Genomic DNA, 24,752 nt, shown 5'->3' with positions numbered 1-24,752 from the left:
GGTAAAGGTAAAGGATGGTGGTATCTTTTAGAGTTACCAAATGCTTTATACCTGCTAATGGCCAATAGCTAACAGCTAAAGACTAACCGCCAGGCCCCAAAAGTTGCTCACATTGTAAGAACCGATTAATGATTATTGTATGAAAGTAGATTTTGCGAAATATGTGGATGGATTGGTGCCGGCGATTGTACAGGATTTTAATACACATAAAGTATTGATGCTTGGTTTCATGAACGAGGAAGCACTGACAAAAACAGAACAGTCTGGGAAAGTTACTTTTTTCAGCCGCAGCAAAAACAGGCTCTGGACCAAAGGAGAGGAGAGTGGTAATTTTCTCGAACTGAAAAGTATGTCGGTAGACTGCGATAATGATACTTTATTAATACAGGCACATCCGCTCGGACCTGTTTGTCATACCGGTGCCGATACCTGCTGGAGTGAAAGAAACCATAGTGAAGATTTTTTACTCTATCTCGAAGATATTATCCGTTTACGGAAACAGGTTTCTCCGGAGGAATCATATGTAGCCAAACTGTTTTCAAAAGGCATCAATAAAGTGGCACAAAAAGTGGGAGAAGAAGCTGTAGAACTGGTGATCGAAGCCAAAGACGACAATACAGAACTCTTCCTGAATGAAGCGGCCGACCTGCTGTTCCATTATTTACTTTTACTTAACGTCAAAGGTCATAACTTAGGGTCTGTGATAGATATATTGAAAAAAAGACATTCAAGATAAGTATGAAAAAACTTTTGTTATTATTATTGTTGCCATGCAGTTTATTGGCACAGATAGGGGTAGATTCTTTTGAGATTAAAGGTATTATTAAAGGTCTTCCGGATAATACAGTTGTGTTTCTCAGCAATGGTGTAACCGGACAAACGCTCACTACCGGCAAAGCCATGAATGGAGCTTTTCTGTTAAAAGGCAGATTAAAAAATCCTGAACTGGTTCAGGTAGGTTTTGTGAAGAGGAATGAACAACTCGATCTGTTCATCAGCAATGACCGGGTAACCCTGGATGGAGAGTTGTCTAAGCTTAGCGAAGCAGTTGTTATGGGCTCTGCTGTTCAGAAAGAATATGAACGTTTCAGGGTAAAATTTAACCCTACAAAAGATAAATTGAATAACCTGGCTTCTGTCATCAATCAATCTACACAACCTCAAAAAAGAGATTCGCTTATTTCTCTGTTCAATCAGTACAAAGCCATTGTATTGGCTGATGCTGCCAGTTATGTAAAGAGTAATCCTGAATCGCCTGTAAGTCCGTTTGTATTATTTGCCGTAAGTCCGCTGTATGAAAGTATCAATGAATTAGAAGCACGGTACAATGAACTGCAACCTGTTGCACAGAAAGGTTTTTATTCAGAAACAGTTGCAAAAATGATTGCTGATGCCAAAATTGGCAGTGTAGGTACACAGGCGATTGATTTTACGCAGAATGATGTGGATGGTAATCCGGTAAAATTATCTTCCTTCAAAGGTAAATATGTACTGGTTGATTTCTGGGCCAGTTGGTGTAGACCCTGCAGAATGGAAAATCCGAATGTGGTGTTGGCGTACAATACTTACAAAGACAAAAACTTTACTGTATTGGGGGTTTCGCTCGATCAGGAACGTAGTAGCTGGTTACAGGCCATTAAAGCTGATAATCTTACCTGGACCCATGTAAGTGATCTGCAATACTGGAACAACGCAGCAGCACAATTATACCGCATACAGGGCATCCCTGCCAATATGCTGATTGACCCGGATGGAAAAATTATCGCACGTGATCTCAGAGAGCAGTTTTTACAACAGAAGTTAAAGGAAATATTGAAATAGTGAGTAGTGAGTGGTCAGTAGTGAACATCTACTTATTTACTCACTACTCACTACTCACTACTGACTACTCACTATTCATCTCTTACTTAACAATACTTCAGCATATTTCTTCGCATCAAATCCAACCAATATTACTTCATCGCCCTTAGTGATAACAGGCCGCTTAATGATACTGGCATGTACGAGCATCACCGGAATGGCTTTTGCTGCACTGGTAATGGAAGCTTGTATTTCGGGTGATAATTCTTTATAGGTAGTGGATCGTTTATTGAAAATGGTTTCCCAGCCAGCCTGTTCGCACCAGTTTTTTAACTCCTTTTCAGTAATGCCCATGGTTTTATAATCATGGAACTCGAAACTTATTTTCTGTTCTTTCATCCAGGTGAACACTTTCTTCACGGTGTCGCAATTGGGGATGCCGTATATCTTGTACATTTTGTTTACTGAATTTAATTGGCTGCGAATATAATAAGAGCCGGTAAAACAGCCCATTCCCCGATTTTCCGGTGGATAGAACCAATTATCTAATTTCCCGGTGATTATAACCCAATAATCTTTATTTTGTTGACAAGCAATCGATAAACCTTGAGAATTTACTTATTGTGGGTATTCCTATTGGGTACTCCATCACTATTCGCCCAAAAAACAGAAGATAAACCCCGTGCTCAAATGGGGCTTGTTATTGGTAATGTATTGGAATCTAAAACGGGTAAGCCACTGGCATTTGCCAGTGTACAATTGCAGTTATTAGCCGACACCACAAAAAAAATGAGCAAGGTTGCCGATAAGAATGGGGCATTTGAGTTTAGTAAACTTGCCTTGGGATATTACCGTTTAATTGTTAATATGGTGGGTTTTGCCGAAACGCAGATTGACAGTATTTATCTCAGGCCCGAACGATATGATTTTAATCTCGGAGATGTTAAACTAAGTGATGCGGCAAGCGCATTGAATGAAGTGATTGTTTATGCAGAGAAGCCGTTGATTGAAAACAAAGACGATAAAATTACCTATAATGTTGGCGAGAGTGCATTGAGTGGCGGTGCTACAACAGCAGAGTTATTGAAAAATATGCCATTGATTAATAATGACCCTACCGGTAAAATTTTACTCAAGGGAAAAGAACCCAAGATATTAATCGATGATAAACCCACAGAGCTGAATGCACAACAACTGCAGGATCTGTTGGAAAGTCTGCCTGGAAGCAGTATCGAGAAAATAGAAATCATGACCAATCCACCACCGCAATACGCAACAGAAACAGGTGGTGTGATTAATATTGTGACCAAAAAAGGAAAAATAGGATGGGTGGGTAGAACAACAATAAGTGGGGGTACAAGGGGAGAGGGCAATATTGCATTGAATGCAAGCTACCGTACACAACCTTTCTCACTGAATATTACCGCAGGTATTGGCGGAAGTATATTAACGGGTAACAGCTATTCCAAACGCGAAAATATATACAAGGATTCTGTCAATTACTTTAACAATACAGGTGCATTTGAAAATAGAAATATCCGACCCAACCTTCGGGTGCAAAGCGATTTTGAACTCAATAAAAGAAACCAGTTAAATATTACATACCAGGGTAACCTGAATTATTATGATAACGAAAGTCATAGCACTTTTACCAATATAAATAAAGACAAACAAGTATATCGATACAGTACCCGTACCAACCGGAGTGAAGGGGAGGGTTATGGACACAATGCTTCTTTATCTTATACCCACAAGGCAAAAAATCCTGCTGAATTTTTAAGGGTTATTTTAAATGCCAATTTTAATAAGAACAATAATGACCGTGGTTTTTTCCAGGAATTCCTGCAACCCGATTTGTCGCCCACAGGTATTGATTCCACACAGTCGCAATTCTTCGATAATTATAACCGCTCTGTTTCTGCAAGGGTGGATTATAATAAACCCCTGAAGAAAAAAGGGAGTAATTTTTCAACGGGCGTAACCTATAATCGCTCTTATTTTCATAACACTTTAAATACAAGTTTTCTGAGGAAATCAGACAGCCTGTTTATACCCAATGACCTGCTGAGTAATGATTTTGCCTTTCGTCAGGAGATTTTTACGGCAAGGGCTGGCTTTGGATTGCAGATGGCCAAAGGCTGGCGTTTGAATATGGGACTACAGGCCGAACATACTGCCATGGGTTTCACTTTCTTTAAAGGCAATAGTACCAATGTAAACAATGGATACTGGAACCTCTTACCCAATTTTACCTTGCGCAAAGAGTTTAATAAAACACTGAACACTTCTGTTGTATACAGAGCAACTATACGCAGACCGGGTATTGGCGAACTGAATCCGAATGTGGATTACAGTGATCCCTATAATCTCCGCTTTGGTAATCCCTACCTGCGACCTACTTTGTCTGATAATTTCGACTGGACAGTAAGCTGGATCAAGGGGAAATATTACATCAATACCTCGGTAGGCTATAATAAACTCAGAGATGTGTTTAACTCTATCCGTAACCTGATTGGTGGTGGTAAAACAGAAGTAAGCTGGTTGAATATTGCCGACAGAAAAGAATATGAAGCCAGTATCTGGGGTGGTTATACCATCAGTCGGCAGTGGCGTATTAATACCAGTATGGGGTATACCATGAACCGATACAGTACCGCAGAAAAAACATTATATAAATACCGCGACGGGAATAGTTTTTACAGCAGTTTCAATTATACGTTTACGCCCAGTAACGTACTTACATTTGAAGGAAGCATTCGTTTCAGCAACTTTGCCAATCCGCAGGGAAGAAGCAGGAGCAATGTAAACATGAACCTGGGTGTACAGCATCGTTTCTTTGAACGAAGATTGATTGTAAGTTTTAATGCGATAGATCCGTTTACAACCCAGCGTTATACTACTTATACTTATGGTGCTAATTTCAATCTGGAGAGCTTCAATTCAAGCAATACCCGCAATTTCAGGTTATCGGTAAGTTACCAGCTAAACAGGGTGGTACAGAAATCGAAACTGAGTGAGAAAGACAAAAAAGCAGCTTTGCAAAAAGCAAGTAAAGCCTGATAAGTGTTAAATATAATCTGTGAATCTGTGGCTTAAAATCTATTCTTCATACTATCAGGTATTTTTATCCCATTCACTCCATAATATAAAATATTAATTCTATTTTACTGTAAAATAAAAAACATGAAATACCAGATTAGTCTTGTAATTGCTTCGGCAATCATTGGGTTTCTGTTATTTGCCTTAAGTTATTGGGGCTTTGGTGTTGAATTGAAACAATCACTTGCTCTTGGTATCAGTACTACAGCTGTGGGTTTGATTGCGGAATGGATGCGCCCGCTGTTTAAGAAAAAGAAAGTACAGAATTAGTTGGACACTTTGTGTATCCTCCCGTTCAACCAACTCTCTTTCACGGGCACCAACCATTTCTCCATCAACTCTGTTTTTGTGGCTACCAGGTTATTGAAATAAAGCGTGTCGGGATTGATAAAATTATTCTCCAGTGCATAACTGAATTGCGCCAATGGTATCAGTTGTATTTTATCTTTCACTACAAAGGCAAGCTGCTGTCTGTCGAACATACTTACTTTGAAACGTTCTTCAATCGTTTTTACCACCCGAACAGAACTGTCGGTACTACAACCGCTTACCCCTGTTGCTGTTTCATCGGCTATAAAAACAAGGAACTGGCCAAAGAGGAGATTGGCGTATCCTTTTACAGGTGTGCCATGACTCAGCCACTGGCTGGTAAACGTTTTCAATATATTTTCAATTTCAAATGCTTCACTGATGAGAAATAATCTCGAAGACTGGTACACCCACACACGTGAGCCGGGATGAAAATCGGCGGGGATAAAAGATTGGTAGTTCAGATCCATAGGACAAAGATAGCAGGTTTGATTTATGGATGGCAGATGGCTGATTTCTGATGTCAGATTCTTTTGGGGTTAGTCAGTCTCTGTTTCAGGTGGTTTTGAGAAAGCGGATATGAAACCCATGAAAATGGCAAGGCTAAAGTGTCTGAACAGACGGGGGGAAGCAAGCTCTTCAGCAGCTTCTTTTTGAAATAATAAACGCCAGCCAATAAAAAAGACAAACAAAAAAAGGCTGAGCCAGCACATTCTTTTCCAGGAAAAATACCGCCAGCGAAACTGCTCCGTTCCCTTTTTGAAAAAAATTATAACAGCATTCATACTAAGAATGAATAGGTGATTACCATCATATCCGACATCCTGCATCAGATATCAGAAATCCGACATCTGCCATTAAATCATACTCTGCGCTACCATCTCTGCTATATCCAATACTTCTACTTCCTGCTCTTTCTCCCGGTTCTTTACACCATCGGTCATCATGGTATTACAGAATGGACATGCTGCTGCAATAAAACCCGCACCAGTAGCCAATGCTTCGTCTGTTCTTTCTATATTAATTCGTTTATCACCTGGCTCATCTTCCTTGAACATCTGAGCGCCGCCTGCACCACAGCAAAGTCCCTTGCTTCTGCAGCGCTTCATTTCTACGAGTTCTGCATCCAGTGCTTCGAGTACTTTACGCGGAGCTTCATAAATATTATTGGCACGCCCCAGGTAACAACTGTCGTGGAATGAAATTTTCTTTCCTTTAAAACTGCCCCCTTCTTTTAATTTAATACGTCCTTCATCTATCAGTTGCTGTAACAGGGTGGTATGATGAATGACTTCATAGTTTCCGCCCAGCTCGGGGTATTCATTTTTCAGGGTATTAAAACAGTGGGGACAGGTGGTAACGATTTTTTTGATGCCATACCCGTTCAATACCTGAATATTCTGGTAAGCCATCATCTGGAACAGGAATTCATTACCTGCCCTGCGTGCGGGGTCGCCGGTGCAGGCTTCTTCTTTACCCAGTATGGCATAACTGAATCCTACTTTATCAAGGATACTTGCAAAAGCTTTAGTAATCTTTTGCGCACGCTGATCAAAACTACCTGCACAGCCTACCCAAAACAATACTTCGGGTGTTTCTCCATTCATTGCCATTTCAGCCATGGTCATCACTTTCATAGCAAAAGTTTTTACGAATGTAAATGAAAATGCCCTTTTAGAGGCACTATAATCGCTAATTTCACAAGGGATAGTTATATTCACAGGCTATTGTTATTATTGCAAGGTTTAGTTGCCATATGACGTATATTTTTTTTATCGCTGCATTGATTAGTTTTCTCGGGCAATTGCCTTTAGGCAATATGAGTATCACTTCCACCCAGATTGGTATACAGGAAGGCTTTAAAAAGGCCTGGATGTTTGCCATTGGCGTGGCCATTGTGGAAATGCTTTACCTGCGTTTTGCCCTTACAGGTATGGATTGGGTAGTGAAGCACCGCAGTTGGTTTGTGGCACTGGGCTGGGTAACAGTAGTCTTGTTTTTAGTACTTGGGGTACTTTCTTTCCTGTCTGCCAGAAAACAGGCTTCAGAAAAAAAATCAGTGATACTGGATAATAAATTACATCGTTTTCTGCTCGGACTTATGATGAGTGCACTTAATCCGATTCAGATACCTTTCTGGTTTTTATGGACTTCTACCATGATTCAGACAAAAGTATTACCGGTAACTCCTGAAGCGTTTAATATGTTTACGGCAGGAGCAGGGGTGGGTACTATTGGAGGACTGGCTCTTTATATCCATGGCGGTAACTGGCTGGTTAAAAAGAATAATACCAGTAATAAAACATTAAACCAGATCATGGGAGTAATCTTTATCATTACTGCATTGATTCAATTGTACAGGATGGTATACAAGCCCTGGATATAATTCAGTCTACAATAAAAAGAATACAGCCCTCTTTTGAATAGGTACGATGGGCGTCTGACTGATCACCAACAGTATAAACCTGCCCCTTCTTTAATACATGCTTTGTTCCATTTTCCAGTTCAGTTTCCATTTCACCATCAACACAGAAAATGATATGGCCTTTGCTGCACCAGTGATCGGCAAGGTATTCGGGTGAGTAAATAACCAGTCTGATGCGTATATCATCTCTACGGATAATCTTCCACTCTGCAACACCGGTAATACCCTGGTGAAGTTCAGGTGCCACATCTTTGAAATCAGTAATTGAAAATGGAAAGGGAGAAAGTGTCATACAAATGGATTGAAACATGAAATAAGAAATAGGGAATAAGGAATATGAAAGGAAATCTGGCTTTACTTCAAGATTCCTTATTCCATGTTCCTCATTTCTTATTTATTCTGCTGCCCATTGGTCTCTTTCATCAGGTGAAAATTTCCAGGGGGCAAAATTATTTTCCATGTTACTAAACATCCCGTTCCACTCCTGTGGTGCATTGCTTTCTTCCATAATCAGGGAACGGCGTAGTTCGAGAATAATTTCCAAAGGTGAAATGCTTACCGGGCATTCTTCCACGCAGGCATTACAGGTGGTACAGGCTCTCAGCTCTTCCACAGAAATATAATCGTGTAATAATGATTTGCCATCGTCCACAAATGCTTTATTGGCATTGATGTTTTTACCAACGTCTTCCATGCGGTCGCGGGTGGCCATCATGATTTTTCTTGGGCTTAATAATTTGCCTGTGGTATTGGCCGGGCATGCAGCAGTACATCTGCCACATTCTGTGCAGCTATAAGCATCCATCAGGTTTTTCCAGCTCAGGTCGAAAATATCTTTTGCACCAAAGCGAGCAGGTGGTGCAGCATCGGTAGGGGCTGTTTCGGGCTGCATGGCATATAATACTTCATTCTGTACACTGGGCATATTTTTCATCTTACCCTGTACTTCAAGTCTTGCATAATAAGCATTGGGGAAGGCCAGCATAATATGCAGGTGTTTGGAATAAGGGAGGTAATTCAAAAAAGCAAATATGCCAACAATATGCAGCCACCAGCAAATACGTTCAATGGTAACCAGTGTTCCATCACTTAGCCCGGTGAATAAGTTACTGAGCAAGCCGGAAAAATAAAATTGTCCTGTTACCGGGTAATGACTATTGCCTCTTCCCTGTAAAACAAGGTCGGTAACGTTCATCGTAAGAAACAGGCTCATCAGCACTATTTCTGTGAAAAGAATATAGTTGGCGTCTGAGCGAGGCCAACCATTCAGGTCTTTGCCAATAAACCGTTTCAGTTTGATGATATTTCTGCGGCAAAGGAAAACAATACAAACAAGTAGCACACCCACAGCAAGAAATTCAAAGGCATTGATCAACCAGTTATATAGACTGCCTAATGGTGCGGCGAATAAACGGTGCTTCCCTAAAATACCGTCTAATACAATCTCTAATACTTCGAGGTTGATGATAATGAATCCGGCATAAATAATAAAGTGCATGATGGCGACCAATGGATTGGAAAACATCTTTTTTTGTCCAAATGCCAGCAGCAAGAGGTTCTTCCAGCGCCGGGAAGGGTAATCGTTCAGGTTTTCGTCTTTCCCCAGAAAAATGTTCCGGCGTATTTCACCGGCTTTCCGTGCAAACAACCAGATTGATACTGCCGAAACTGCAACGAATATAATTTGCTGGATATACTGCATAAGCAAGGCTTGATGGTGCTAAGATAATAGTTTTGATTGTTTGACCGGGTGATTGTTGATTGCTTTTATTGTTGTTACATTTGAGAGATAAACCCGATTCATGCCTGAACGTAATTATATCCTCGATAAAGCAACCGCTAACCGTAAACTACATCGTATGGCCCTTGAACTGGCCGAACAACTCAACGGAGACCTTACACCGGTTGTGATATTGGGTATACGTAACAGCGGTACCGTAATCGCTGAACAAATAGCAACCTGTCTTAAAGAATATATTTCCAATGATATACTCACTGCCTCTTTATCGCTGGATAAATCTATGCCCCGGGATGTTGAGATTAACACATCAGTCGATCTGAATGGCATGCATGTGGTTATTACAGATGATGTAACCAATAGTGGCAAAACACTTTTGTATGCATTAAAACCTTTGCTGGAATTTCACCCAAAAACCATCCAGACATTGGTTTTGGTGGAACGTATGCATAAACTCTTCCCGGTAAAACCCGATTTTGTAGGCTTATCTGTTGCCACAACCATACAGGACCATATTCAGGTAGAAGTGAGAGAAGGTCAGGTGGAAGGGGCTTATATTTCCTGAGAAAGGGTATGTTATCCAGGCGTTTACAGGGAAAATGAACAAAATATCTCCAAACTTATTATATTCAATCAAAGCAATTATAAAATCAATCATTTATGGATGCTGCCATATTGGAAAAAGTAAATAGCTGGCTTAATGGAAATTATGATGCAGCTACAAAAGATGCCATACGCAAAATGCAGGAAACCCAGCCAGATGAACTGGCAGATGCATTTTACAGGAACCTTGAGTTTGGTACGGGCGGACTTCGCGGTATTATGGGTGTTGGAACCAACAGGGTAAATAAATATACCATCGGTATGGCCACTCAAGGCTTTGCCAATTACCTGAAAAAATCTTATACAGGTGCAGAGATCAAAGTGGCCATTGCTCATGATAGCCGGAACAACAGCCGTTTTTTTGCAGAAACTACTGCCAATGTATTCGCGGCCAATGGAATAAAAGTATTCCTTTTTGAAGCGTTGAGGCCTACACCTGAGTTGAGTTTTGCCATCAGACACCTGGGTTGCCAGGGCGGGGTGGTATGTACTGCATCCCACAATCCGAAGGAATATAACGGGTATAAAGCATACTGGAATGATGGAGGGCAGTTGGTACCTCCCCATGATAAAAATGTAATCAAAGAAGTAGAAGCCATTACCAACGTAGATGATGTAAAATGGGATGGAGGGGCTGCAAATATTACTTTACTCGGTACTGAAATGGATGAAGCATACATTAATATGGTAAAACAGCTGAGTGTTTACCCGGATGTAATTGCTCAACAACATGATCTTAAAATAGTGTATACCCCCATTCATGGAACCGGAATTACCTTGGTACCACAGGTATTAAAAACTTTTGGGTTTACCAATGTTACTGTGGTGGAAGAGCAGTCGAATCCGGATGGTAATTTTCCTACGGTTGCCTATCCTAATCCGGAAGAAAGTGAAACCATGAGCATTGGTTTGCAGAAAGCCAAAGTACTTGATGCAGATATTTTATTGGGTACCGATCCTGATGCCGATCGCGTGGGAATAGGGGTAAAAAACCATAAAGGCGAATGGGTGCTGATGAATGGCAACCAAACCGCCGTACTGGCTTTTGCATACATGATGGAAGCCAGAAAAGCCAAGGGTATCGCCACTCCGAATGATATGGTTATATCTACCATCGTAACCACACAAATGATTAATCAGGTAGCGAAGCAGAATAATGTAGCCTGTTATAATGTACTCACCGGGTTTAAGTGGATTGCAGAATTGATCAAAGAGAAAGAAGGTAAAGAAAATTATGTTATAGGAGGAGAAGAAAGTTTTGGCCTGATGATAGGGGATAAGATACGCGATAAAGATGCCATCAGTGCAGTTGCCCTCATGTGTGAAATGGCTGCCTACGAAAAAGCAAAAGGAAGGACATTGTTTGATAAGATGATAGAACTATATATTCAATATGGTTTTTATTATGAGAACCTGATCAGTATTACAAAAAAGGGGATGAATGGCCAGAAAGAAATTGCTGCCATGATGGAAAGCTATCGTCAGCAACCACCTGCTACCATTGATGGTGCAAAAGTGGTAGAATTGCTCGACTATGATTTGCAGACTGGTAAAAACCTGATTACAGGAGAGAGCTGGAAAATTGAATTACCCAAAAGCAATGTATTACAATTCATAACGGAAGATGGCAGCAAAATATCGGCACGCCCATCGGGTACTGAACCCAAAATCAAGTTTTATTTTAGTGTGAATACGATATTGAAAGAAAAAGCTGCCTTTGATGAACAGTATGCAGCTTTGCAGAATAAGGTAAAACGGATTATAACAGATATGAATTTACAGTAAAAATTCAGCGTTTACGCAGAGAAAACATGACATGTGGGTAATTATTCTGCTGTACAATTCTTTGCACAGTCTGCTGATTTCCTGAACAGGGCAGAGGGGAAATATTATATTCGTATCTGCTTATGAAACCAAAATTCGACGATACTTATCAGCACAAAGGTTTACGGAGACAATTAATTCAGTTGTTGCGTGAAAAAGGTATTACCGATGAAGCAGTGCTGGAGGCGATGAATAATATACCCCGACATTTTTTTCTTGATTCAGCGTTTGATAAAATTGCTTATGAAGACAGGGCCTTTCCAATTGGAGAGGGACAAACCATTTCACAACCCTATACCGTAGCCTACCAGACCCAGTTACTCAAAATAAAAAAACTGGAAAAAGTGTTAGAGATTGGAACGGGTAGTATCTATCAATCATCTGTACTCGCCGAAATGGGTGCCAAAGTGTATACGATTGAGCGTCAAAAAAAATTATACGATCAGCATACTTCGTTTGTATTCAAATCGCGTTATCCAAACCTCAAATTCTTTTTTGGAGACGGTTTTGAAGGGCTTCCCGCATTTCAGCCTTACGATAAAATATTAATCACCGCAGCAGCACCCTTCATCCCTCCCAAACTCGTAGCACAATTAAAAACAGGAGGCATGATGGTATTACCTGTTGATGAAGGAGAGAACCAACGCATGCTCCGCATTACAAAACTTGAGGACGGAACCCTGCAGGAAGAAGCATTTGAAGAGTTTTCTTTTGTGCCCATGCTGACAGGGAAAAACAGGTAGGAAACAGAGGAACAGAGGAATAAGGAACAGAGGAAGGGAAATATAAAATTAAGGATGAGGAATCAGGAGCCGGGAAGAGCTTGAGTTAGCTGCTTCTCATCTCCTGATTTTTTTATGCATCGAAAAAAAATGTCCAAGCGAATTAATTCACTTGGACATTTCTTTGTTCCTTATTTCTTATTCTTCTGTTCTCTTACTGCTGTATCATATCCATTCCACCACCCTGATCTGCTTTGGTGTTTTTACGTTTGAAGAGGGTAGCATCAAACTTGCCAAAACGGAAGTTGAAGTTCAGGCGCAATACCTGCGGGTCTCTTCTGCGCTGACTGGTTTGTGTGAACAGGTTGCTTTCAGAATAAGATTCGAATAATTGGGTACGGAAAATATCGTTCATGCTTAATGTTAAAGCGCCGCTTTTTCCATTTTTCCAAGTCCATTCTTTACGGATGGCCAGGTCAAATCCATAACGAGGGAGGTTGTAACCTTGAGCGGTACCTTGCATACCACCACCCCACATCATACCACCACCGCCGCCACCGCGACCACCACCTCCACCACCTGGAGGTAATACAGTTTTAGCCTGGTAATCACCACTGAACTGAATAGACAGTGTTTTGGTTATTTTAAAGCTACTGTTCATTTTAGCAAACCAGCTTACCCGGGCATCGTTATTAATATTCTGACCAGGGATGGTAGCATTGATTTTAGCGCTGAATAAGTTGGCGCTTAATGTAAGATCCCACCACTTGGTAACAGGCATTTTATTGCTCAGTTCCAAACCATATGTAATGCTGTTATCGGCATTGATATATGAGTTATAGAATACTGGTGTGGTATCTGTTGGATTTAACTCATTTTTACCGGTGTAGGAATAACGGGTAATCAGGTTGGTACTGTATTTAAAGAAAGCTGTTACGAGGAAATTAGCTCCACGCTTATAAGCATTGTTATAAGAAACCTCGAATGAATTGGTAAACTCAGGCTTCAGTCCTGCATTACCTATGTTGATGTTCTGTGGATCAGAATAATCAGGGAAAGGCATTAACTGGAAGAAATTAGGTCTGTTTACACGACGTGAATAGTTCAGTTGTAAATCTTCCTTATCGGTCATCTTATACGTAATAAATGCACTTGGGAAGAGGCTCAAAGGGAAATCTACTTTGAACTGCGATGAATCGGCACCAGTCGTTTTTAAAAGTGTTCCTGTATAGTTTGAACTTTCAGCACGTAAACCTAACTGATAGCTGAATTTCTTTACTTTAAAACTGTATGTAGCATATGCTGCAAATACCTGATCATTGAATTTGTAACGGTTACTGATAGCAGGAACCAGTGTGTATTTGCTGGTGCCATAATCGTACCTGAACTGGTTGCTGGTATTACCAAAATCGCGGAATGCAGCCCGGGCACCGAGTTCCAGCTTACTGTCGTCACTTAACGGATTTTCATAGTCGGTCTGGAGAGTGTAAAATTTATTGGTACCACTACCAGTTGTTTGTTGCAGCAGTGCAGGGAATTTAACGCTGTTGTCAGCTTTAAAAGTGCTGGTACCGGTGTAGGCATTATTGTCGTTTTTACTCGAATTAAAATTCAGGTCAGCTGAAATGTTTTCTCCGTTACGTGCAAAATTGTGCTTATAACTTAACTGTGTTCCGAAGTTTTCAAAATTACTGCGGCTGTTATTCTGAATCTGGTTATAAGATGTAAAATTGTTTTGTACAGTAGAGTCAACTCTTTGTGTATTTACATTATCAAATTGACCTTTGTTATAATTGGCTGCAAGTGAAATCGTATTTCTATTGTCAACCAGGAAATCAAAACCACCACGGAAGAAACCAAAATAACCTTCATTTACACCTTTTCCCGTAGTTTTTACATTACTGGGTGTTGAAAACAGGTTGGTTCTGTCTGTGTAGTTATTCGAGATAGATTTACGCTGGTTAAAGTTCGCACTCAGGAAAGCATTTACTTTATTCTGACGAATATTGATATCACCACCCAGGTTTATACGGCCACGGGAATCAACACCAGTTCTGATGCCACCATTATAACCGGTCTTTTTGTTCTTTTTCAAAACAATGTTCAGAATACCTGCGTTACCACCCGATGCATCAAATTTGGCTGAGGGGTTGGTAATCAGTTCTACTCTTTCAATAATATCTGCTGGTAACTGATCCAGTGTAACAGTTGTAGGTCGACCATCAATAAAAATGGTAGGGGCTGCATTTCTGAGGGTTACATTACCATCAACATCTACATTCAGTGCAGGAATATTTTTCATGATCTCAGTTGCTGTCTGACCGGCACTAACCAGGTTCTTGTCAACATTAAAGATCTTTCTGTCGATACCCATTTCAAACTGAGGCTTGGCCGTAGAAGTAACGGTAACATTCCCCAGATCGGTTGCATCGGGTTCCATTTTAAAGTTACCGAGGTCTTTATCGGTCATACCAGCCATCTGCTGCATACCTCCACCAGCTGCCCCAGCTTCACCGCGGGCAGGCATTTTAATACCAAATGATACTGTTTTCTCAAGTGCAGCATAACCTAAAGCGCTGAATTTCAGTTTAAAATCACCAAATACCGGCAGGTTCTCAAAACTAAAATCACCATTGGCACGTGTAATCTGTGTATTTAAAATGGCTTGTACCATTTTTTTGGCCACTGTGTCGAAACGGTTACCCGAAATCTGAACGGTAACACCCTCAATACCCTTATTGGTTTTGCTGTCAACGATCTTACCATAAAAATGGCCAACATTCATGTTAGCGGTACCACCACCCATTCTGGCACCCGGGAACTGGGCAAAAAGGGTAGAAGAAAGAATAAGAAAAACCAAACTTGTAAATAATTTGCTCATGTTTTTATGTTGAATTATACTAATGCAAAGTTGCAACGTTGTTTTTGTATGTTATTTTTCATTACACAGACGGTAGTATGACAATCATAAATGGGTAAAGTTTGAAGCAGTATACCCCTGAAAGGATGACTTGTCGGTGACGCCCTGTTTTAATTCGGTGTATCAGGAGAGCAGGCTGATGAATACCTGTAAAAGCCCGATAATAAATCCCAGAATGGCACCCAGTATTTCGATAAAACGAAACTCTTTAGACATAATAGACACGAGTATGCTTTCCAGTTTGTCGGTGGAGAAGCCGGCTACTTTCTCAACAACAATACGCTCAAGGTCAAGCTGTTGCTGCAGATTACCCATATAACGTTGCATGATGAGCGGGAACAGGGTTTCGAGTTCTTTCAGAAAGACCGATTTCAACTGCTGAATGGTGTTTTCACCGATAAACATGCTGATAATGGGCATTTCTTCGGCCAGTTTCTTGCGCAGGAACTGGTCTATATGTTCTTCTACCAGCGGCATCAGTTGCTGAATATTCTTGGGGTCGGTAATTTTTTCCTCGATATCGGAGAAAGAAAGTAATTCCTCGCTAACCAGTTTACCCAGTTTTTCGGCAAACTGCTGCTGTCTTTTAGGGAAAATACCCTGAAACGTTATACCCAGTATTTTGCGTGGTTCACGGGGGTGGAAAAGCATTTTTATGGCGATCCAGTTGGTGAACCAGCCGATAAAGGCAGAAATAAGGGGAATTAATATCAAAGAATAACTCATGTATAAAATTTAAAAAACCTATAAGGTTCCGTCTTATAGGTTTTATCAGGGAGAACGATGGGTCTCGAACCCACGGCCTTCAGTGCCACAAACTGACGCTCTAACCAACTGAGCTACGCTCTCCGTTTTATTGGAGTGCAAAAATAGGGGTAATTGAACATTTTTCATATAAGAATCGGTTGTTTTTTTTCGGTCAGCCATTCATCAAAACCTTTGTTAATTGGTGAAAACAATGAATCACTGATCGGGCTTTTCAGTTATTTTTGAAGAGTATCATGCAAAAAATCAAGGATTTTATGAAGAGTAGAAAAGGTTTGGTCGTTCTCGCCGTAGTATTATTCGGCGCGCTGTTCTTTGCGTTCAGGTATACAGGTGGTGGAACGGATGTGCTTTTATCGCAACGACAGCGCTTATTATCAGCCGTAGGCTCATTACTGGAATCACAACACTACAGTCCAAAAAATATCAACAACGATTTTTCGAAAAAACTTTTCCAGAAATTCCTGGATGAACTTGACGGCGATAAAAGTTTCTTTCTGCAATCCGATATCAATGCTTTGCAGAAATATGAACTCACATTGGATGATGAAATTAAAGGAGCCGAAATTCGTTTCGCACCAGCTACAGGTATTATTTATGAAAAACGCCTAACGGAAGTAGCTGCTTTGTACAAAGACATACTTGCACAGCCTTTCGATTTTACCAAAGAAGAAACTGCTATGCTGGATGGTTCTAAAATGCCTTATGCTGCCAATGAAGCAGAGCAGAAAGACCGCTGGAGAAAACTGCTCAAATACTATACGCTTGAAAGATATGTTGACCTGGTAGATCAAAGAGAGCAGAACAAAGGCAAAAAAGATTTTCAGGTAAAAACAGATGCAGAACTGGAAAGCGAAGCAAGAGGGCTTGTATTAAAAGCCATGAATAAACGCTTCGACAGAATAAAAAGTACTGTAAAAGAAGAGCAACGTTTTAATACATTCATCAATTCAGTTACCAGTCTCATGGATCCGCACACTGATTATTTTGCGCCCGTTGAGAAAAGGTCTTTTGATGAACAGATGAGTGGCCGTTTCTACGGAATAGGAGCACAACTTACAGAAGATGATTTTGGGGTAAAAATTGCATCCATTCAGCCCGGCGGAGCCGCCTGGAAATCGGGTGAACTCGCAGTGAGTGATGCCATCCTGAAAGTAGCCCAGGGAGCAGCTGAACCGGTTGATGTTGCCGGCTTTGCAACCGAAGATGTGGTAAAACTCATCAGGGGAAATAAAGGAACAGAAGTAAGGTTAACCGTAAAGAAATCTGACGGTACCATTAAAGTGATCACCATGCAGCGTGATGAAATTGTACTGGATGAAACTTTTGCCCGCAGTGCAGTGGTAAATGAAGGCGGAAAAAAAATCGGTTATATCTGGCTACCTGAATTTTATGCGGATTATGAGCGTGAAAATGGTAATCGTTGTTCTGAAGACGTAGCCAGGGAAATCATAAAACTTAAAAAAGAAAACATACAGGGTCTTGTGATGGACCTTCGTAATAACGGTGGCGGATCATTGTATGAAGTAATACAGATGGTAGGGTTATTCATCAATCAGGGCCCTGTAGTGCAGGTACGCGACAGAGACGGTAAAGCTAATGTATACGGTGACCAGCGTCCGGGTACATTGTATGATGGTCCATTGGCAGTACTGGTGAATGAACTCAGTGCGTCGGCCAGTGAAATCTTTGCAGGGGCCATTCAGGATTACAGAAGAGGAGTAGTTATTGGCAGTACATCAACTTACGGTAAGGGAACTGTACAAAAAACTGTTCCCTTTGGCAATGTAGTAGATATGAACAGCGGAAGAACCGATTTGGGCGCCGTAAAACTTACTTTCCAGATGTTCTACCGGGTGAATGGAGGTTCTACTCAACTAAAAGGAATTGAACCAGATATTGTATTACCCGATTCATACGAATACCTGAAGATCAGGGAAAAGGATGTTCCTCATGCATTACCATGGGATCAGATTAATAAAGCCACTTATCTAACCTGGCACAAAGATTATGGTCACGACATGGTTATTCAGCATGAAAATGACAGGGTAAAACAAAATGCTTCACTCAACCTGTTAAAAGATAACCTTGTCTGGTTATCGAAACTAAATGATGAACCGGCCAGTCTGAATATCAGTAAATACCGTGACCTGCAAAAGAGAATACGTTCAACGGTGAATCAGAATAATACTTTGCTGAGATTGAGCCAGGAAATGAATGTGGCACCTGCGGAAGTAGATAAAGACAAGTTTTTCAATAACCCTGATAAAAATAAAGGGGAGCGTTATCAGGCATGGCTCCGGTCTTTAAAAACTGATATGCATATCGGTGAAACAATTAAGGTATTGAACGGCCTCGCCACAGAGATTACAAAAGCAACTGCAGCTGTAAAATAAACATTCAGCCGAATATTATAGTAAATTTGCAGGCGATTCCGTTGGGATCGCCTGTTGTTTTCAGCTAAACCAAGTGAGAGATGGAGCCAGAAAAGAAATGGTACGCCTTGTATACTAAGCCAAGATGGGAGAAAAAAATAGATTCGGTACTGATCAGGAAAGGTATCGAAAGCTGGTGCCCGCTGCAGAAAGTAGAACGCCAGTGGAGCGACCGGAAAAAAATTATTGAAGACCCATTATTTAAATCATACGTATTTGTGCGAATAGCTCCTGATGAACGTACTAAAGTATTAATGACAGACGGAGTACTCAATTTTGTACATTACCTCGGCAAGCCCGCCGTTATAAAGGATGATGAGATATCAGTCATAAAAAAGTATCTCGCAGAAAAAGATGCAAGCATTGCCATTCTCTCTGAAGAAGGTTTCCAGAATGAAATGAAAATCAAAGTAAACCATGGTGTATTCATGGGCAATGAAGGAACCGTGCTCAGAGGAGGAAAGAAAAAAGTCTATGTAAAACTGGAAAGTCTGGGACAGGTGATGGTAGTAGAGTTTCCTGCGGAGTATTTGTCAGTAATGTAAAGCTACAAGCGCCAGGCCTCAAGCTACAAGTATTTGATAAAACCCTCTTAAGCCTTGTGTCTACTGCTTTTTTGTAGCTTGAGGCTTGTCGCTTGCAGCTTATAACTTCCACTCCACCACTTCATTCGCCCATTCTCTCCTGTAAGGTGTAGTAATTCGGATATAGTTATCGGTATAACCTTCCATCATACCATTTTTTTCAAAAGCTTCAAATAATACTTTACGCGTTTGATTATTATGCTGCTCTGTGAAGTATTGCATTTTCATGTAAGAAAGATTACGGAGTGTTTTATTTCTTTCATTACGTATGTGAACAGGTATTACAGGTTGTATCTCTAATGCTTTTGTATGATCGCGTTCTGAATAAGTAAACACATGCAGGTAAGAAATATCGAGTGCATGCAGGAAGTCGAATGTTTCTTTGAAATGTTCATCTGTTTCGCCCGGGAAACCCACAATTACATCTACACCAATGGCACAATGGGGCATGAGTTTTTTTATGAGTTGCACCCTTTCTGCATAGAGTTCTCTTTTATAACGACGACGCATCAAACCCAATATTTCATTACTTCCGCTTTGTAAGGGGATATGAAAATGGGGCATGAATTTATCGCTGTTGGCAACAAACGCAATGATGTCATTGGTTAATAGATTGGGTTCAATAGAAGAAATACGGTAGCGCTCAATTCCCTGAACCTTATCCAGCGCTTGTACCAGTCCGAAAAAATCTTCCTGATGACGGGCGCCATCAGGAAGATTTCCAAAATCGCCGAGGTTTACACCGGTAAGTACAATTTCTTTCACGCCATCAGTTGCGAGCTGACGGGCATGCTTGAGTACATTTTCAATACTATCGCTACGGCTTTTGCCACGGGCCATGGGTATGGTACAGAATGAACAGTTATAATCGCACCCGTCCTGCACTTTCAGAAAAGTACGGGTACGATCGTTCTGCGAAAAAGAAGCATTAAAGCCACTCACTTCATCAATATCGCAACTACAGATACGTGCAGGATCGCCTTTCGATAATTCGCTGATATGCTGTGCAATATTAAATTTCTCTGCGGCCCCCAACACCAGGTCAACACCGGGTATCTCCGCAATTTCTTTGGGTTTCAGTTGCGCATAACATCCTGTAATTACCACAAAACTGTCGGGACTGCGTCGTTGAATACGACGTACCAGTTGACGACATTCTTTATCAGCATTGTCTGTAACTGAGCAGGTATTTATTACATATACGTCGGCTGGATCATCAAAATTTCTTTTTTCAAAACCTTCCTGTTCCATCATCCTGGAAAGGGTAGAAGTTTCTGAAAAATTCAGCTTACAGCCTAATGTGTGAAATGCTACACTACGTTTCTGACTCATGGGCTGCAAAGGTAGGAAGGAATGGGGAATTGCTGATGGATCAGGTCTGTACAATAGGAAGATTATATACATAACTATTTGAATAGCATTATATAATAGCGGCAACTATCAATAATGACACTTTCCTTTTTATTCATCCAGACAATACCTGAAAAACGCGTTTTGTTTAATAACTTAGAAGAAGTAAAGAGTTGATATTTAAACATGCTTGTCCTTATAAAAAAACATACCTGGAACAGGTGGATAGGTTCTGCAGAACAATTTTCCCTGGAACAAAGGATATTTCATGCTGTTCTGTTGATACTTCTTCCCATACTTCTGGTCTCCTCTATTTTCGATTTCATGATTGGACTTGTGGGGATTGGTCTTTATTTATTCTTTGCATTGGCCTGTCAGTTACTGGCATATTACCTGTCGAGATACAAACAAAAAGGTAAAACAGCCATTGTGTTTTTTGCCTTAAACGGGTATGGTTTTCTGGCACTGAATTATTACTTTAATTCCGGTATACAGGGGCCAACACTATTATTATTTCTGCTTGCTGCCATGATCATTTTAGTGGTGTCACCCGATAAAATGAATCGTATATGGATGGCGATGAATCTGTTGCTGGTTACTGGTTTATTATGGATGGAATACAATACCCCGGGGTTTATTGAATTTACCTACGAAAACCAAACGGTTTTATTTGCTGATATCACATTCTCGTATTGGTGTAGTCTGTTGGTTATTTATGGTATTACCACTTATATCAAGTTCAATTATGCGCGGGAACGTAAACTGGCAACAGACCGGGCAGAAATCAATGCCCAGCAAAAACAGCAACTGGAGAAAATTGATGAGCAAAAAAATAAACTCTTTTCCATTATTGGCCACGATGTAAGAGGCCCACTAACGCTGATACGTGGTTACCTCGATCTCATGGAACATAAAGATGCATTGAATGAATCAGAGTCGGAACAGTTACGTCTTCAGTTACAGGAAAGTGTGGATGGTACTATTGAAATGTTGGAAAATTTATTGGAATGGTCGAGACTGCAATATTTACAGGAAACCCAGTGGGAGCAAGTAAATATTTCAAAAGCCATTGACCAGGTTTTGCTATTGCTTGAAAAACAGGCGGCAAAAAAACAAATTCAGATACATAGAACCACTCCTGTCATTGCACAGGTAATTCCCGGTAATAAAAGGATCATGGAACTGGTTTTCAGAAACGTCATTCAGAATGCAATCAAATTCACTCCGGAAAATGGCAGTATACATATAACTGAAAAAGCTACAGCAGGTGCTTATATAGTTGAAGTGAAAGACAGCGGAATGGGGATGTCTGATGCGCAGTTAAAAAGCCTGTTTACTTTCAAAGCCAAAACAACTTATGGCACCAACCGCGAGAAAGGAACAGGTATGGGGCTGATGCTTTGTAAAGAATTATTATCGGGTATAGAGGGTACTATTACTGCTGAAAGTAAGGAAGGAGAGGGGAGTTGTTTTCTCATTCACTTTAACATACCGCATTAGTCATTACAATATCAAAAAAAACTTTGCCGCTATTGATCAAACAATAAACGGCAAAGTATATAAAACTAAAACTACAAGACAGTCAGAAACTACTGGTGGTCATCATTCTTTTTCCAGACGGATAAGAAGTTGTTGGCTCATTTTCAGCTGTTATAAAAATAAGACTCGGCTTTACTGACGATATCGTTTCAAATGAAACCGTTAAACGCCTTGATAATAAACTGCCTGAACTATTGATGCGACCTATATTTTTAACAGGATTATTAGCTGATTCCATCCATACCACATAACTTTCTTTGGGAGGGTCAAGTCTATTGACTTCTGCAAGGTTCGACAACTCCAGTTTGATAACATAATTTTTATTATCGTCTTTGCTTACCTTAACATAACCTCTGGCCGCAGGCACTTCTGCAGAGGTTTGGAAATTTATTTTTTTTGAGCAGCTCTGGAGAACAAGCAGCGTAACAAAACCTAAACAGGCTGTGCGAAGTATACCCGTAAGGGATTGGGGAATGGGTCTGATTTTCATTTTTCTGTTTTAAAACATTAGTCTTTACTGGTTACAAAACCGGCAATCGCTTTGCCTAATTCATCCATGTCTTGCCCGAATTCAGTTTTAAAAGCCGACCAGTTCCCTTTTTCTTTATCATAGGTATCAATTCTGCTTTTCAGGTTTTTGTTCTGTAATTCCATTGCATCAATTTTAGAGGCATAAACAGCATCCATTGTTTTGCCCGACTTGGTCATTTTTACACGTAATTCAGCAATTCTGATATCATTATTTTTAATGGTTGTTTCCGCGTTGTTTTTGAAAATTTTCCATTCAGCATCATTGGCTTGTTGCTGGGCATCTGTCAGTGTTTCTTCTTTTGCATCCTGAAGATTTTCCTGTGCAGTTTCTACTTTTATTTCAGCGGCTGCTTCTTTTTCGGCAGCGGTCTGGCAGGCATTCAGTGTTAGTAGCATACTCACTGACAAAAGAAAAGGGAGCGTTGTTTTTTTCATTTTTTTGTTGTTATAGGTTGTTGTTTAAAAATTAGTAACAGTTTCCGTTTAAAGAAGATGATTGAATCTTTGTTCAAGTGGAGTAAGAATACTGTCAGAAAGGAGTGAAATAGTCTGATGCTGTTTATGAATCCACTCAAGCCATTTTTTTCTGGTTTCAAGGGAACTGTCTTTTGAAACCCCATGGTTTACTTTAGAATATCCGGGCAGCATTATCCAGGTTTCGGAGATAATCATTATTCCTGTTTGAGTTAAAAAGAATCAACAAAGGTTGATCTTTTATCTGCTTTCTATATTACAGATATCAGGATAAAAGTTACATGATTAGCGCCTGAGAGTAATCAATAGAGCAGCAATAACGAAAGGTGAGGAAAATGCCTTTCACATCAGCTTTTCGATGAAACAAATGATCAGGTCAAAAAAAAACATCAGAACAATTTCACCAGTAAGGCGTAGCCGAAATAACCAAAATCTCTGTTGATAAGATGATTATCCTGAAATACATGATCAAAACTAAACCTAAGATGAACGGTTTCTTTTTTATTACCCGACAGTAAAAGACTTTGTCTGAACCCCCAATCTGTATTTCCCAAAGAGAAACTGGGGCCGAAACTGGTAGCCATTTTCACCGGGCCAAATAAACGATATTGTAGCCCTGTATGAAGACTCTCTACTCCATCTTTAGGACGATAGTGTTCTCCGTTGATCACATGAAGTTCTTTGGTGCCGCCAAAAATAAAAGAGCTGCCTTCTATAAATAGGCCGAGGTTTTTTCTCCAATTGTATTCAATTTTTATCCCTCCTCCCATACCCCAGGCATTTTGGCGGGTTACTTTATCGTAACGTGTATCATTGATCTGACCAAAAACAGAAAAAAACCATTTTTTTGGAGCAGACTGTGAATACCCATGATTGGTTAACAGTAGACATACAAGAATGATGAGGTAATATGGCTTCATATTTCAAAGACAGGTTTTGGGGTTTGAATGCTGCCTTTATTGTATTTAATGATCATAACTTAAAACCCGGGTTACTTTCCAACCCTGATCCGTTTTTTTCCAGACCATTACATTCTTAAAACTGCCGCAGTCATCTTTTCCATTTTCCAGGTGGCAAAAACAGTGTAAACAGCTTTCAATAGCCCCATAACCGGGTATGGGGTATACTTCTAAACTTACGGCCACCAATGTTCTTCTGAAATTGTTGTTACGGTTATTTTGAAAAAGGGCTGCAGGTTTCACTTTTGTTTGTACATAATTATCCAGCCCTCCTTTATCATGATAAAATTCAAGGTCCTTATCGAAAAAAGACATACCGGTTTCCAGGTACTGTCTGTTCATGGCATCGAACAGCAGGCTGTCGGCTTTCCTGATTTCCCGGTACAGAGCGTTGTCTGTTACCTGATTGGCAGGATTAGCTAATATAGAAGAGCCGAAGCCCAGACAGCAGATGACCAGTAAATACCTGTACATATACATTTTCTTTATGAAGATAATACAGCGTAACCTCGAGATTCGATTTCTTACATAAAAGGAAGACCCTCTCGCCTGAATCGGATCAGGAAATTCTAAGGGTTCCTGCCCGATTTTCCATATATAAGTACCTGCTTTATAACATTTTCTTAAAAAAACGGAAACGGGCCTCTCCATTTTCAATTTTAGGATTAATAAGGT

23 protein-coding genes and 1 tRNA gene are annotated in these 24,752 nt (G+C 40.3%); 11 read left to right on the top strand and 13 right to left on the bottom strand.

What is annotated here, in order from left to right:
* Positions 1–139 precede the first annotated feature (139 nt).
* On the top strand, positions 140–736 hold the full coding sequence (hisIE, locus tag KXJ59_RS14965; RefSeq protein ID WP_295206434.1) for a bifunctional phosphoribosyl-AMP cyclohydrolase/phosphoribosyl-ATP diphosphatase HisIE: 597 nt from the start codon (positions 140–142) through the stop codon (positions 734–736).
* 2 nt (positions 737–738) lie between these two features.
* The gene (locus KXJ59_RS14960; protein WP_295206430.1) at positions 739–1,821 is read left to right on the top strand and encodes a TlpA disulfide reductase family protein; all 1,083 of its coding nucleotides are present in this window, start codon (positions 739–741) and stop codon (positions 1,819–1,821) included.
* Between the two features lie 75 nt (positions 1,822–1,896).
* Here KXJ59_RS14960 and KXJ59_RS14955 read toward each other — a convergent pair whose 3' ends face one another.
* Positions 1,897–2,256, bottom strand: coding sequence for a Spx/MgsR family RNA polymerase-binding regulatory protein (locus KXJ59_RS14955; RefSeq protein ID WP_295206427.1), 360 nt, complete (start codon positions 2,254–2,256; stop codon positions 1,897–1,899).
* 150 nt (positions 2,257–2,406) lie between these two features.
* On the opposite strand from KXJ59_RS14955, the gene KXJ59_RS14950 reads away from it, so the two are divergent.
* Together KXJ59_RS14950 and KXJ59_RS14945 are read left to right on the top strand one after the other, a co-directional pair.
* Positions 2,407–4,860 (top strand): TonB-dependent receptor, encoded by a 2,454-nt coding sequence (locus tag KXJ59_RS14950; protein WP_295206424.1) that lies wholly within the window; start codon positions 2,407–2,409, stop codon positions 4,858–4,860.
* Between the two features lie 123 nt (positions 4,861–4,983).
* Entirely contained in the window at positions 4,984–5,169 is a 186-nt protein-coding gene (locus KXJ59_RS14945; protein ID WP_295206421.1) for a hypothetical protein, read from the top strand.
* Here KXJ59_RS14945 and KXJ59_RS14940 read toward each other — a convergent pair.
* On the bottom strand, positions 5,166–5,678 hold the full coding sequence (locus tag KXJ59_RS14940; protein WP_295206417.1) for a hypothetical protein: 513 nt from the start codon (positions 5,676–5,678) through the stop codon (positions 5,166–5,168). The two genes, KXJ59_RS14945 and KXJ59_RS14940, sit on opposite strands and share 4 nt — an antisense overlap.
* Before the next feature lie 387 nt (positions 5,679–6,065).
* The gene (locus tag KXJ59_RS14935) at positions 6,066–6,845 is read right to left on the bottom strand and encodes a (Fe-S)-binding protein (RefSeq protein WP_295206414.1); all 780 of its coding nucleotides are present in this window, start codon (positions 6,843–6,845) and stop codon (positions 6,066–6,068) included.
* A gap of 119 nt (positions 6,846–6,964) precedes the next feature.
* Between KXJ59_RS14935 and KXJ59_RS14930 the strand changes: the two genes are divergently transcribed.
* Positions 6,965–7,594: a LysE family transporter gene (locus KXJ59_RS14930; protein ID WP_295206411.1), complete on the top strand. Its 630-nt coding sequence runs from the start codon at positions 6,965–6,967 to the stop codon at positions 7,592–7,594.
* Position 7,595: 1 nt separating this feature from the next.
* On the opposite strand, the gene KXJ59_RS14925 is transcribed toward KXJ59_RS14930, so the two are convergent.
* Together KXJ59_RS14925 and KXJ59_RS14920 are read right to left on the bottom strand one after the other, a co-directional pair.
* The gene (locus tag KXJ59_RS14925; protein WP_295206408.1) at positions 7,596–7,925 is read right to left on the bottom strand and encodes a DHCW motif cupin fold protein; all 330 of its coding nucleotides are present in this window, start codon (positions 7,923–7,925) and stop codon (positions 7,596–7,598) included.
* A 102-nt stretch (positions 7,926–8,027) separates the two neighbouring features.
* Positions 8,028–9,335: a (Fe-S)-binding protein gene (locus KXJ59_RS14920; RefSeq protein WP_295206405.1), complete on the bottom strand. Its 1,308-nt coding sequence runs from the start codon at positions 9,333–9,335 to the stop codon at positions 8,028–8,030.
* A gap of 100 nt (positions 9,336–9,435) precedes the next feature.
* Here KXJ59_RS14920 and KXJ59_RS14915 point away from each other — a divergent pair, with 100 nt between their 5' ends.
* From KXJ59_RS14915 to KXJ59_RS14905, 3 genes are all read left to right on the top strand, one after another.
* Positions 9,436–9,936 carry a phosphoribosyltransferase family protein gene (locus tag KXJ59_RS14915; protein ID WP_295206402.1) on the top strand — a complete coding sequence of 167 codons (501 nt, stop codon included), beginning with the start codon at positions 9,436–9,438 and terminating at the stop codon, positions 9,934–9,936.
* 95 nt (positions 9,937–10,031) lie between these two features.
* Positions 10,032–11,759 (top strand): phospho-sugar mutase, encoded by a 1,728-nt coding sequence (locus tag KXJ59_RS14910; protein WP_295206400.1) that lies wholly within the window; start codon positions 10,032–10,034, stop codon positions 11,757–11,759.
* Positions 11,760–11,881: 122 nt separating this feature from the next.
* Complete coding sequence (locus tag KXJ59_RS14905) at positions 11,882–12,541, top strand: protein-L-isoaspartate(D-aspartate) O-methyltransferase (RefSeq protein ID WP_295206397.1); 660 nt, start codon at positions 11,882–11,884, stop codon at positions 12,539–12,541.
* Positions 12,542–12,734: 193 nt separating this feature from the next.
* Here KXJ59_RS14905 and KXJ59_RS14900 read toward each other — a convergent pair whose 3' ends face one another.
* The 3 genes from KXJ59_RS14900 to KXJ59_RS14890 all read right to left on the bottom strand — a co-directional run bounded on the left by KXJ59_RS14900 (position 12,735) and on the right by KXJ59_RS14890 (position 16,289).
* A complete protein-coding gene (locus KXJ59_RS14900; RefSeq protein WP_295206394.1) occupies positions 12,735–15,401 on the bottom strand; it encodes an outer membrane beta-barrel family protein in 2,667 nt (888 codons plus the stop codon).
* Between the two features lie 162 nt (positions 15,402–15,563).
* Positions 15,564–16,166 (bottom strand): DUF445 family protein, encoded by a 603-nt coding sequence (locus tag KXJ59_RS14895; RefSeq protein ID WP_295206391.1) that lies wholly within the window; start codon positions 16,164–16,166, stop codon positions 15,564–15,566.
* Positions 16,167–16,215: 49 nt separating this feature from the next.
* A tRNA-His gene (locus KXJ59_RS14890) sits at positions 16,216–16,289 on the bottom strand.
* A 173-nt stretch (positions 16,290–16,462) separates the two neighbouring features.
* Here KXJ59_RS14890 and KXJ59_RS14885 point away from each other — a divergent pair.
* Both KXJ59_RS14885 and KXJ59_RS14880 read left to right on the top strand, forming a co-directional pair.
* Positions 16,463–18,601 (top strand): carboxy terminal-processing peptidase, encoded by a 2,139-nt coding sequence (locus tag KXJ59_RS14885; protein ID WP_295206389.1) that lies wholly within the window; start codon positions 16,463–16,465, stop codon positions 18,599–18,601.
* An 80-nt stretch (positions 18,602–18,681) separates the two neighbouring features.
* Positions 18,682–19,185, top strand: coding sequence for a UpxY family transcription antiterminator (locus KXJ59_RS14880; protein ID WP_295206387.1), 504 nt, complete (start codon positions 18,682–18,684; stop codon positions 19,183–19,185).
* 99 nt (positions 19,186–19,284) lie between these two features.
* Here KXJ59_RS14880 and mtaB read toward each other — a convergent pair whose 3' ends face one another.
* Positions 19,285–20,556, bottom strand: coding sequence for a tRNA (N(6)-L-threonylcarbamoyladenosine(37)-C(2))-methylthiotransferase MtaB (gene mtaB, locus KXJ59_RS14875; protein ID WP_295206382.1), 1,272 nt, complete (start codon positions 20,554–20,556; stop codon positions 19,285–19,287).
* A 204-nt stretch (positions 20,557–20,760) separates the two neighbouring features.
* On the opposite strand from mtaB, the gene KXJ59_RS14870 reads away from it, so the two are divergent.
* Positions 20,761–22,074 carry a HAMP domain-containing sensor histidine kinase gene (locus KXJ59_RS14870; RefSeq protein WP_295206380.1) on the top strand — a complete coding sequence of 438 codons (1,314 nt, stop codon included), beginning with the start codon at positions 20,761–20,763 and terminating at the stop codon, positions 22,072–22,074.
* A gap of 82 nt (positions 22,075–22,156) precedes the next feature.
* Here KXJ59_RS14870 and KXJ59_RS14865 read toward each other — a convergent pair whose 3' ends face one another.
* The 4 genes from KXJ59_RS14865 to KXJ59_RS14850 form a co-directional block, all read right to left on the bottom strand.
* A complete protein-coding gene (locus KXJ59_RS14865) occupies positions 22,157–22,603 on the bottom strand; it encodes a hypothetical protein (RefSeq protein WP_295206377.1) in 447 nt (148 codons plus the stop codon).
* Between the two features lie 17 nt (positions 22,604–22,620).
* Positions 22,621–23,079 carry a hypothetical protein gene (locus tag KXJ59_RS14860; RefSeq protein WP_295206374.1) on the bottom strand — a complete coding sequence of 153 codons (459 nt, stop codon included), beginning with the start codon at positions 23,077–23,079 and terminating at the stop codon, positions 22,621–22,623.
* Positions 23,080–23,507: 428 nt separating this feature from the next.
* Positions 23,508–24,038: a hypothetical protein gene (locus KXJ59_RS14855; protein WP_295206373.1), complete on the bottom strand. Its 531-nt coding sequence runs from the start codon at positions 24,036–24,038 to the stop codon at positions 23,508–23,510.
* A 45-nt stretch (positions 24,039–24,083) separates the two neighbouring features.
* Positions 24,084–24,551, bottom strand: a complete 468-nt coding sequence (locus KXJ59_RS14850) for a nuclear transport factor 2 family protein (protein WP_295206370.1) — start codon at positions 24,549–24,551, stop codon at positions 24,084–24,086.
* Positions 24,552–24,752 lie beyond the last annotated feature (201 nt).

Origin of the sequence: Sediminibacterium sp. (assembly GCF_019264485.1) — a bacterium.
In the GTDB taxonomy this organism is placed as follows: domain Bacteria; phylum Bacteroidota; class Bacteroidia; order Chitinophagales; family Chitinophagaceae; genus Sediminibacterium.
The sequence above is the reverse complement of the archived record's forward strand: the minus strand, read 5'-3'. Positions and strand labels throughout refer to the sequence as shown.

What these genes read in the sequence shown, in the direction of transcription:
- KXJ59_RS14905 (WP_295206397.1), top strand. Translation starts at nt 11,882, where the DNA reads ATGAAACCAAAATTCGACGATACTTATCAGCACAAAGGTTTACGGAGA.
- KXJ59_RS14955 (WP_295206427.1), bottom strand. Translation starts at nt 2,256, where the DNA reads ATGTACAAGATATACGGCATCCCCAATTGCGACACCGTGAAGAAAGTG.
- KXJ59_RS14960 (WP_295206430.1), top strand. Translation starts at nt 739, where the DNA reads ATGAAAAAACTTTTGTTATTATTATTGTTGCCATGCAGTTTATTGGCA.
- KXJ59_RS14870 (WP_295206380.1), top strand. Translation starts at nt 20,761, where the DNA reads ATGCTTGTCCTTATAAAAAAACATACCTGGAACAGGTGGATAGGTTCT.
- KXJ59_RS14910 (WP_295206400.1), top strand. Translation starts at nt 10,032, where the DNA reads ATGGATGCTGCCATATTGGAAAAAGTAAATAGCTGGCTTAATGGAAAT.
- KXJ59_RS14915 (WP_295206402.1), top strand. Translation starts at nt 9,436, where the DNA reads ATGCCTGAACGTAATTATATCCTCGATAAAGCAACCGCTAACCGTAAA.
- KXJ59_RS14855 (WP_295206373.1), bottom strand. Translation starts at nt 24,038, where the DNA reads ATGAAGCCATATTACCTCATCATTCTTGTATGTCTACTGTTAACCAAT.
- KXJ59_RS14865 (WP_295206377.1), bottom strand. Translation starts at nt 22,603, where the DNA reads ATGAAAATCAGACCCATTCCCCAATCCCTTACGGGTATACTTCGCACA.
- hisIE (WP_295206434.1), top strand. Translation starts at nt 140, where the DNA reads ATGAAAGTAGATTTTGCGAAATATGTGGATGGATTGGTGCCGGCGATT.
- mtaB (WP_295206382.1), bottom strand. Translation starts at nt 20,556, where the DNA reads ATGAGTCAGAAACGTAGTGTAGCATTTCACACATTAGGCTGTAAGCTG.
- KXJ59_RS14920 (WP_295206405.1), bottom strand. Translation starts at nt 9,335, where the DNA reads ATGCAGTATATCCAGCAAATTATATTCGTTGCAGTTTCGGCAGTATCA.
- KXJ59_RS14895 (WP_295206391.1), bottom strand. Translation starts at nt 16,166, where the DNA reads ATGAGTTATTCTTTGATATTAATTCCCCTTATTTCTGCCTTTATCGGC.
- KXJ59_RS14885 (WP_295206389.1), top strand. Translation starts at nt 16,463, where the DNA reads ATGAAGAGTAGAAAAGGTTTGGTCGTTCTCGCCGTAGTATTATTCGGC.
- KXJ59_RS14940 (WP_295206417.1), bottom strand. Translation starts at nt 5,678, where the DNA reads ATGGATCTGAACTACCAATCTTTTATCCCCGCCGATTTTCATCCCGGC.
- KXJ59_RS14925 (WP_295206408.1), bottom strand. Translation starts at nt 7,925, where the DNA reads ATGACACTTTCTCCCTTTCCATTTTCAATTACTGATTTCAAAGATGTG.
- KXJ59_RS14935 (WP_295206414.1), bottom strand. Translation starts at nt 6,845, where the DNA reads ATGAAAGTGATGACCATGGCTGAAATGGCAATGAATGGAGAAACACCC.
- KXJ59_RS14860 (WP_295206374.1), bottom strand. Translation starts at nt 23,079, where the DNA reads ATGAAAAAAACAACGCTCCCTTTTCTTTTGTCAGTGAGTATGCTACTA.
- KXJ59_RS14880 (WP_295206387.1), top strand. Translation starts at nt 18,682, where the DNA reads ATGGAGCCAGAAAAGAAATGGTACGCCTTGTATACTAAGCCAAGATGG.
- KXJ59_RS14900 (WP_295206394.1), bottom strand. Translation starts at nt 15,401, where the DNA reads ATGAGCAAATTATTTACAAGTTTGGTTTTTCTTATTCTTTCTTCTACC.
- KXJ59_RS14945 (WP_295206421.1), top strand. Translation starts at nt 4,984, where the DNA reads ATGAAATACCAGATTAGTCTTGTAATTGCTTCGGCAATCATTGGGTTT.
- KXJ59_RS14850 (WP_295206370.1), bottom strand. Translation starts at nt 24,551, where the DNA reads ATGTACAGGTATTTACTGGTCATCTGCTGTCTGGGCTTCGGCTCTTCT.
- KXJ59_RS14930 (WP_295206411.1), top strand. Translation starts at nt 6,965, where the DNA reads ATGACGTATATTTTTTTTATCGCTGCATTGATTAGTTTTCTCGGGCAA.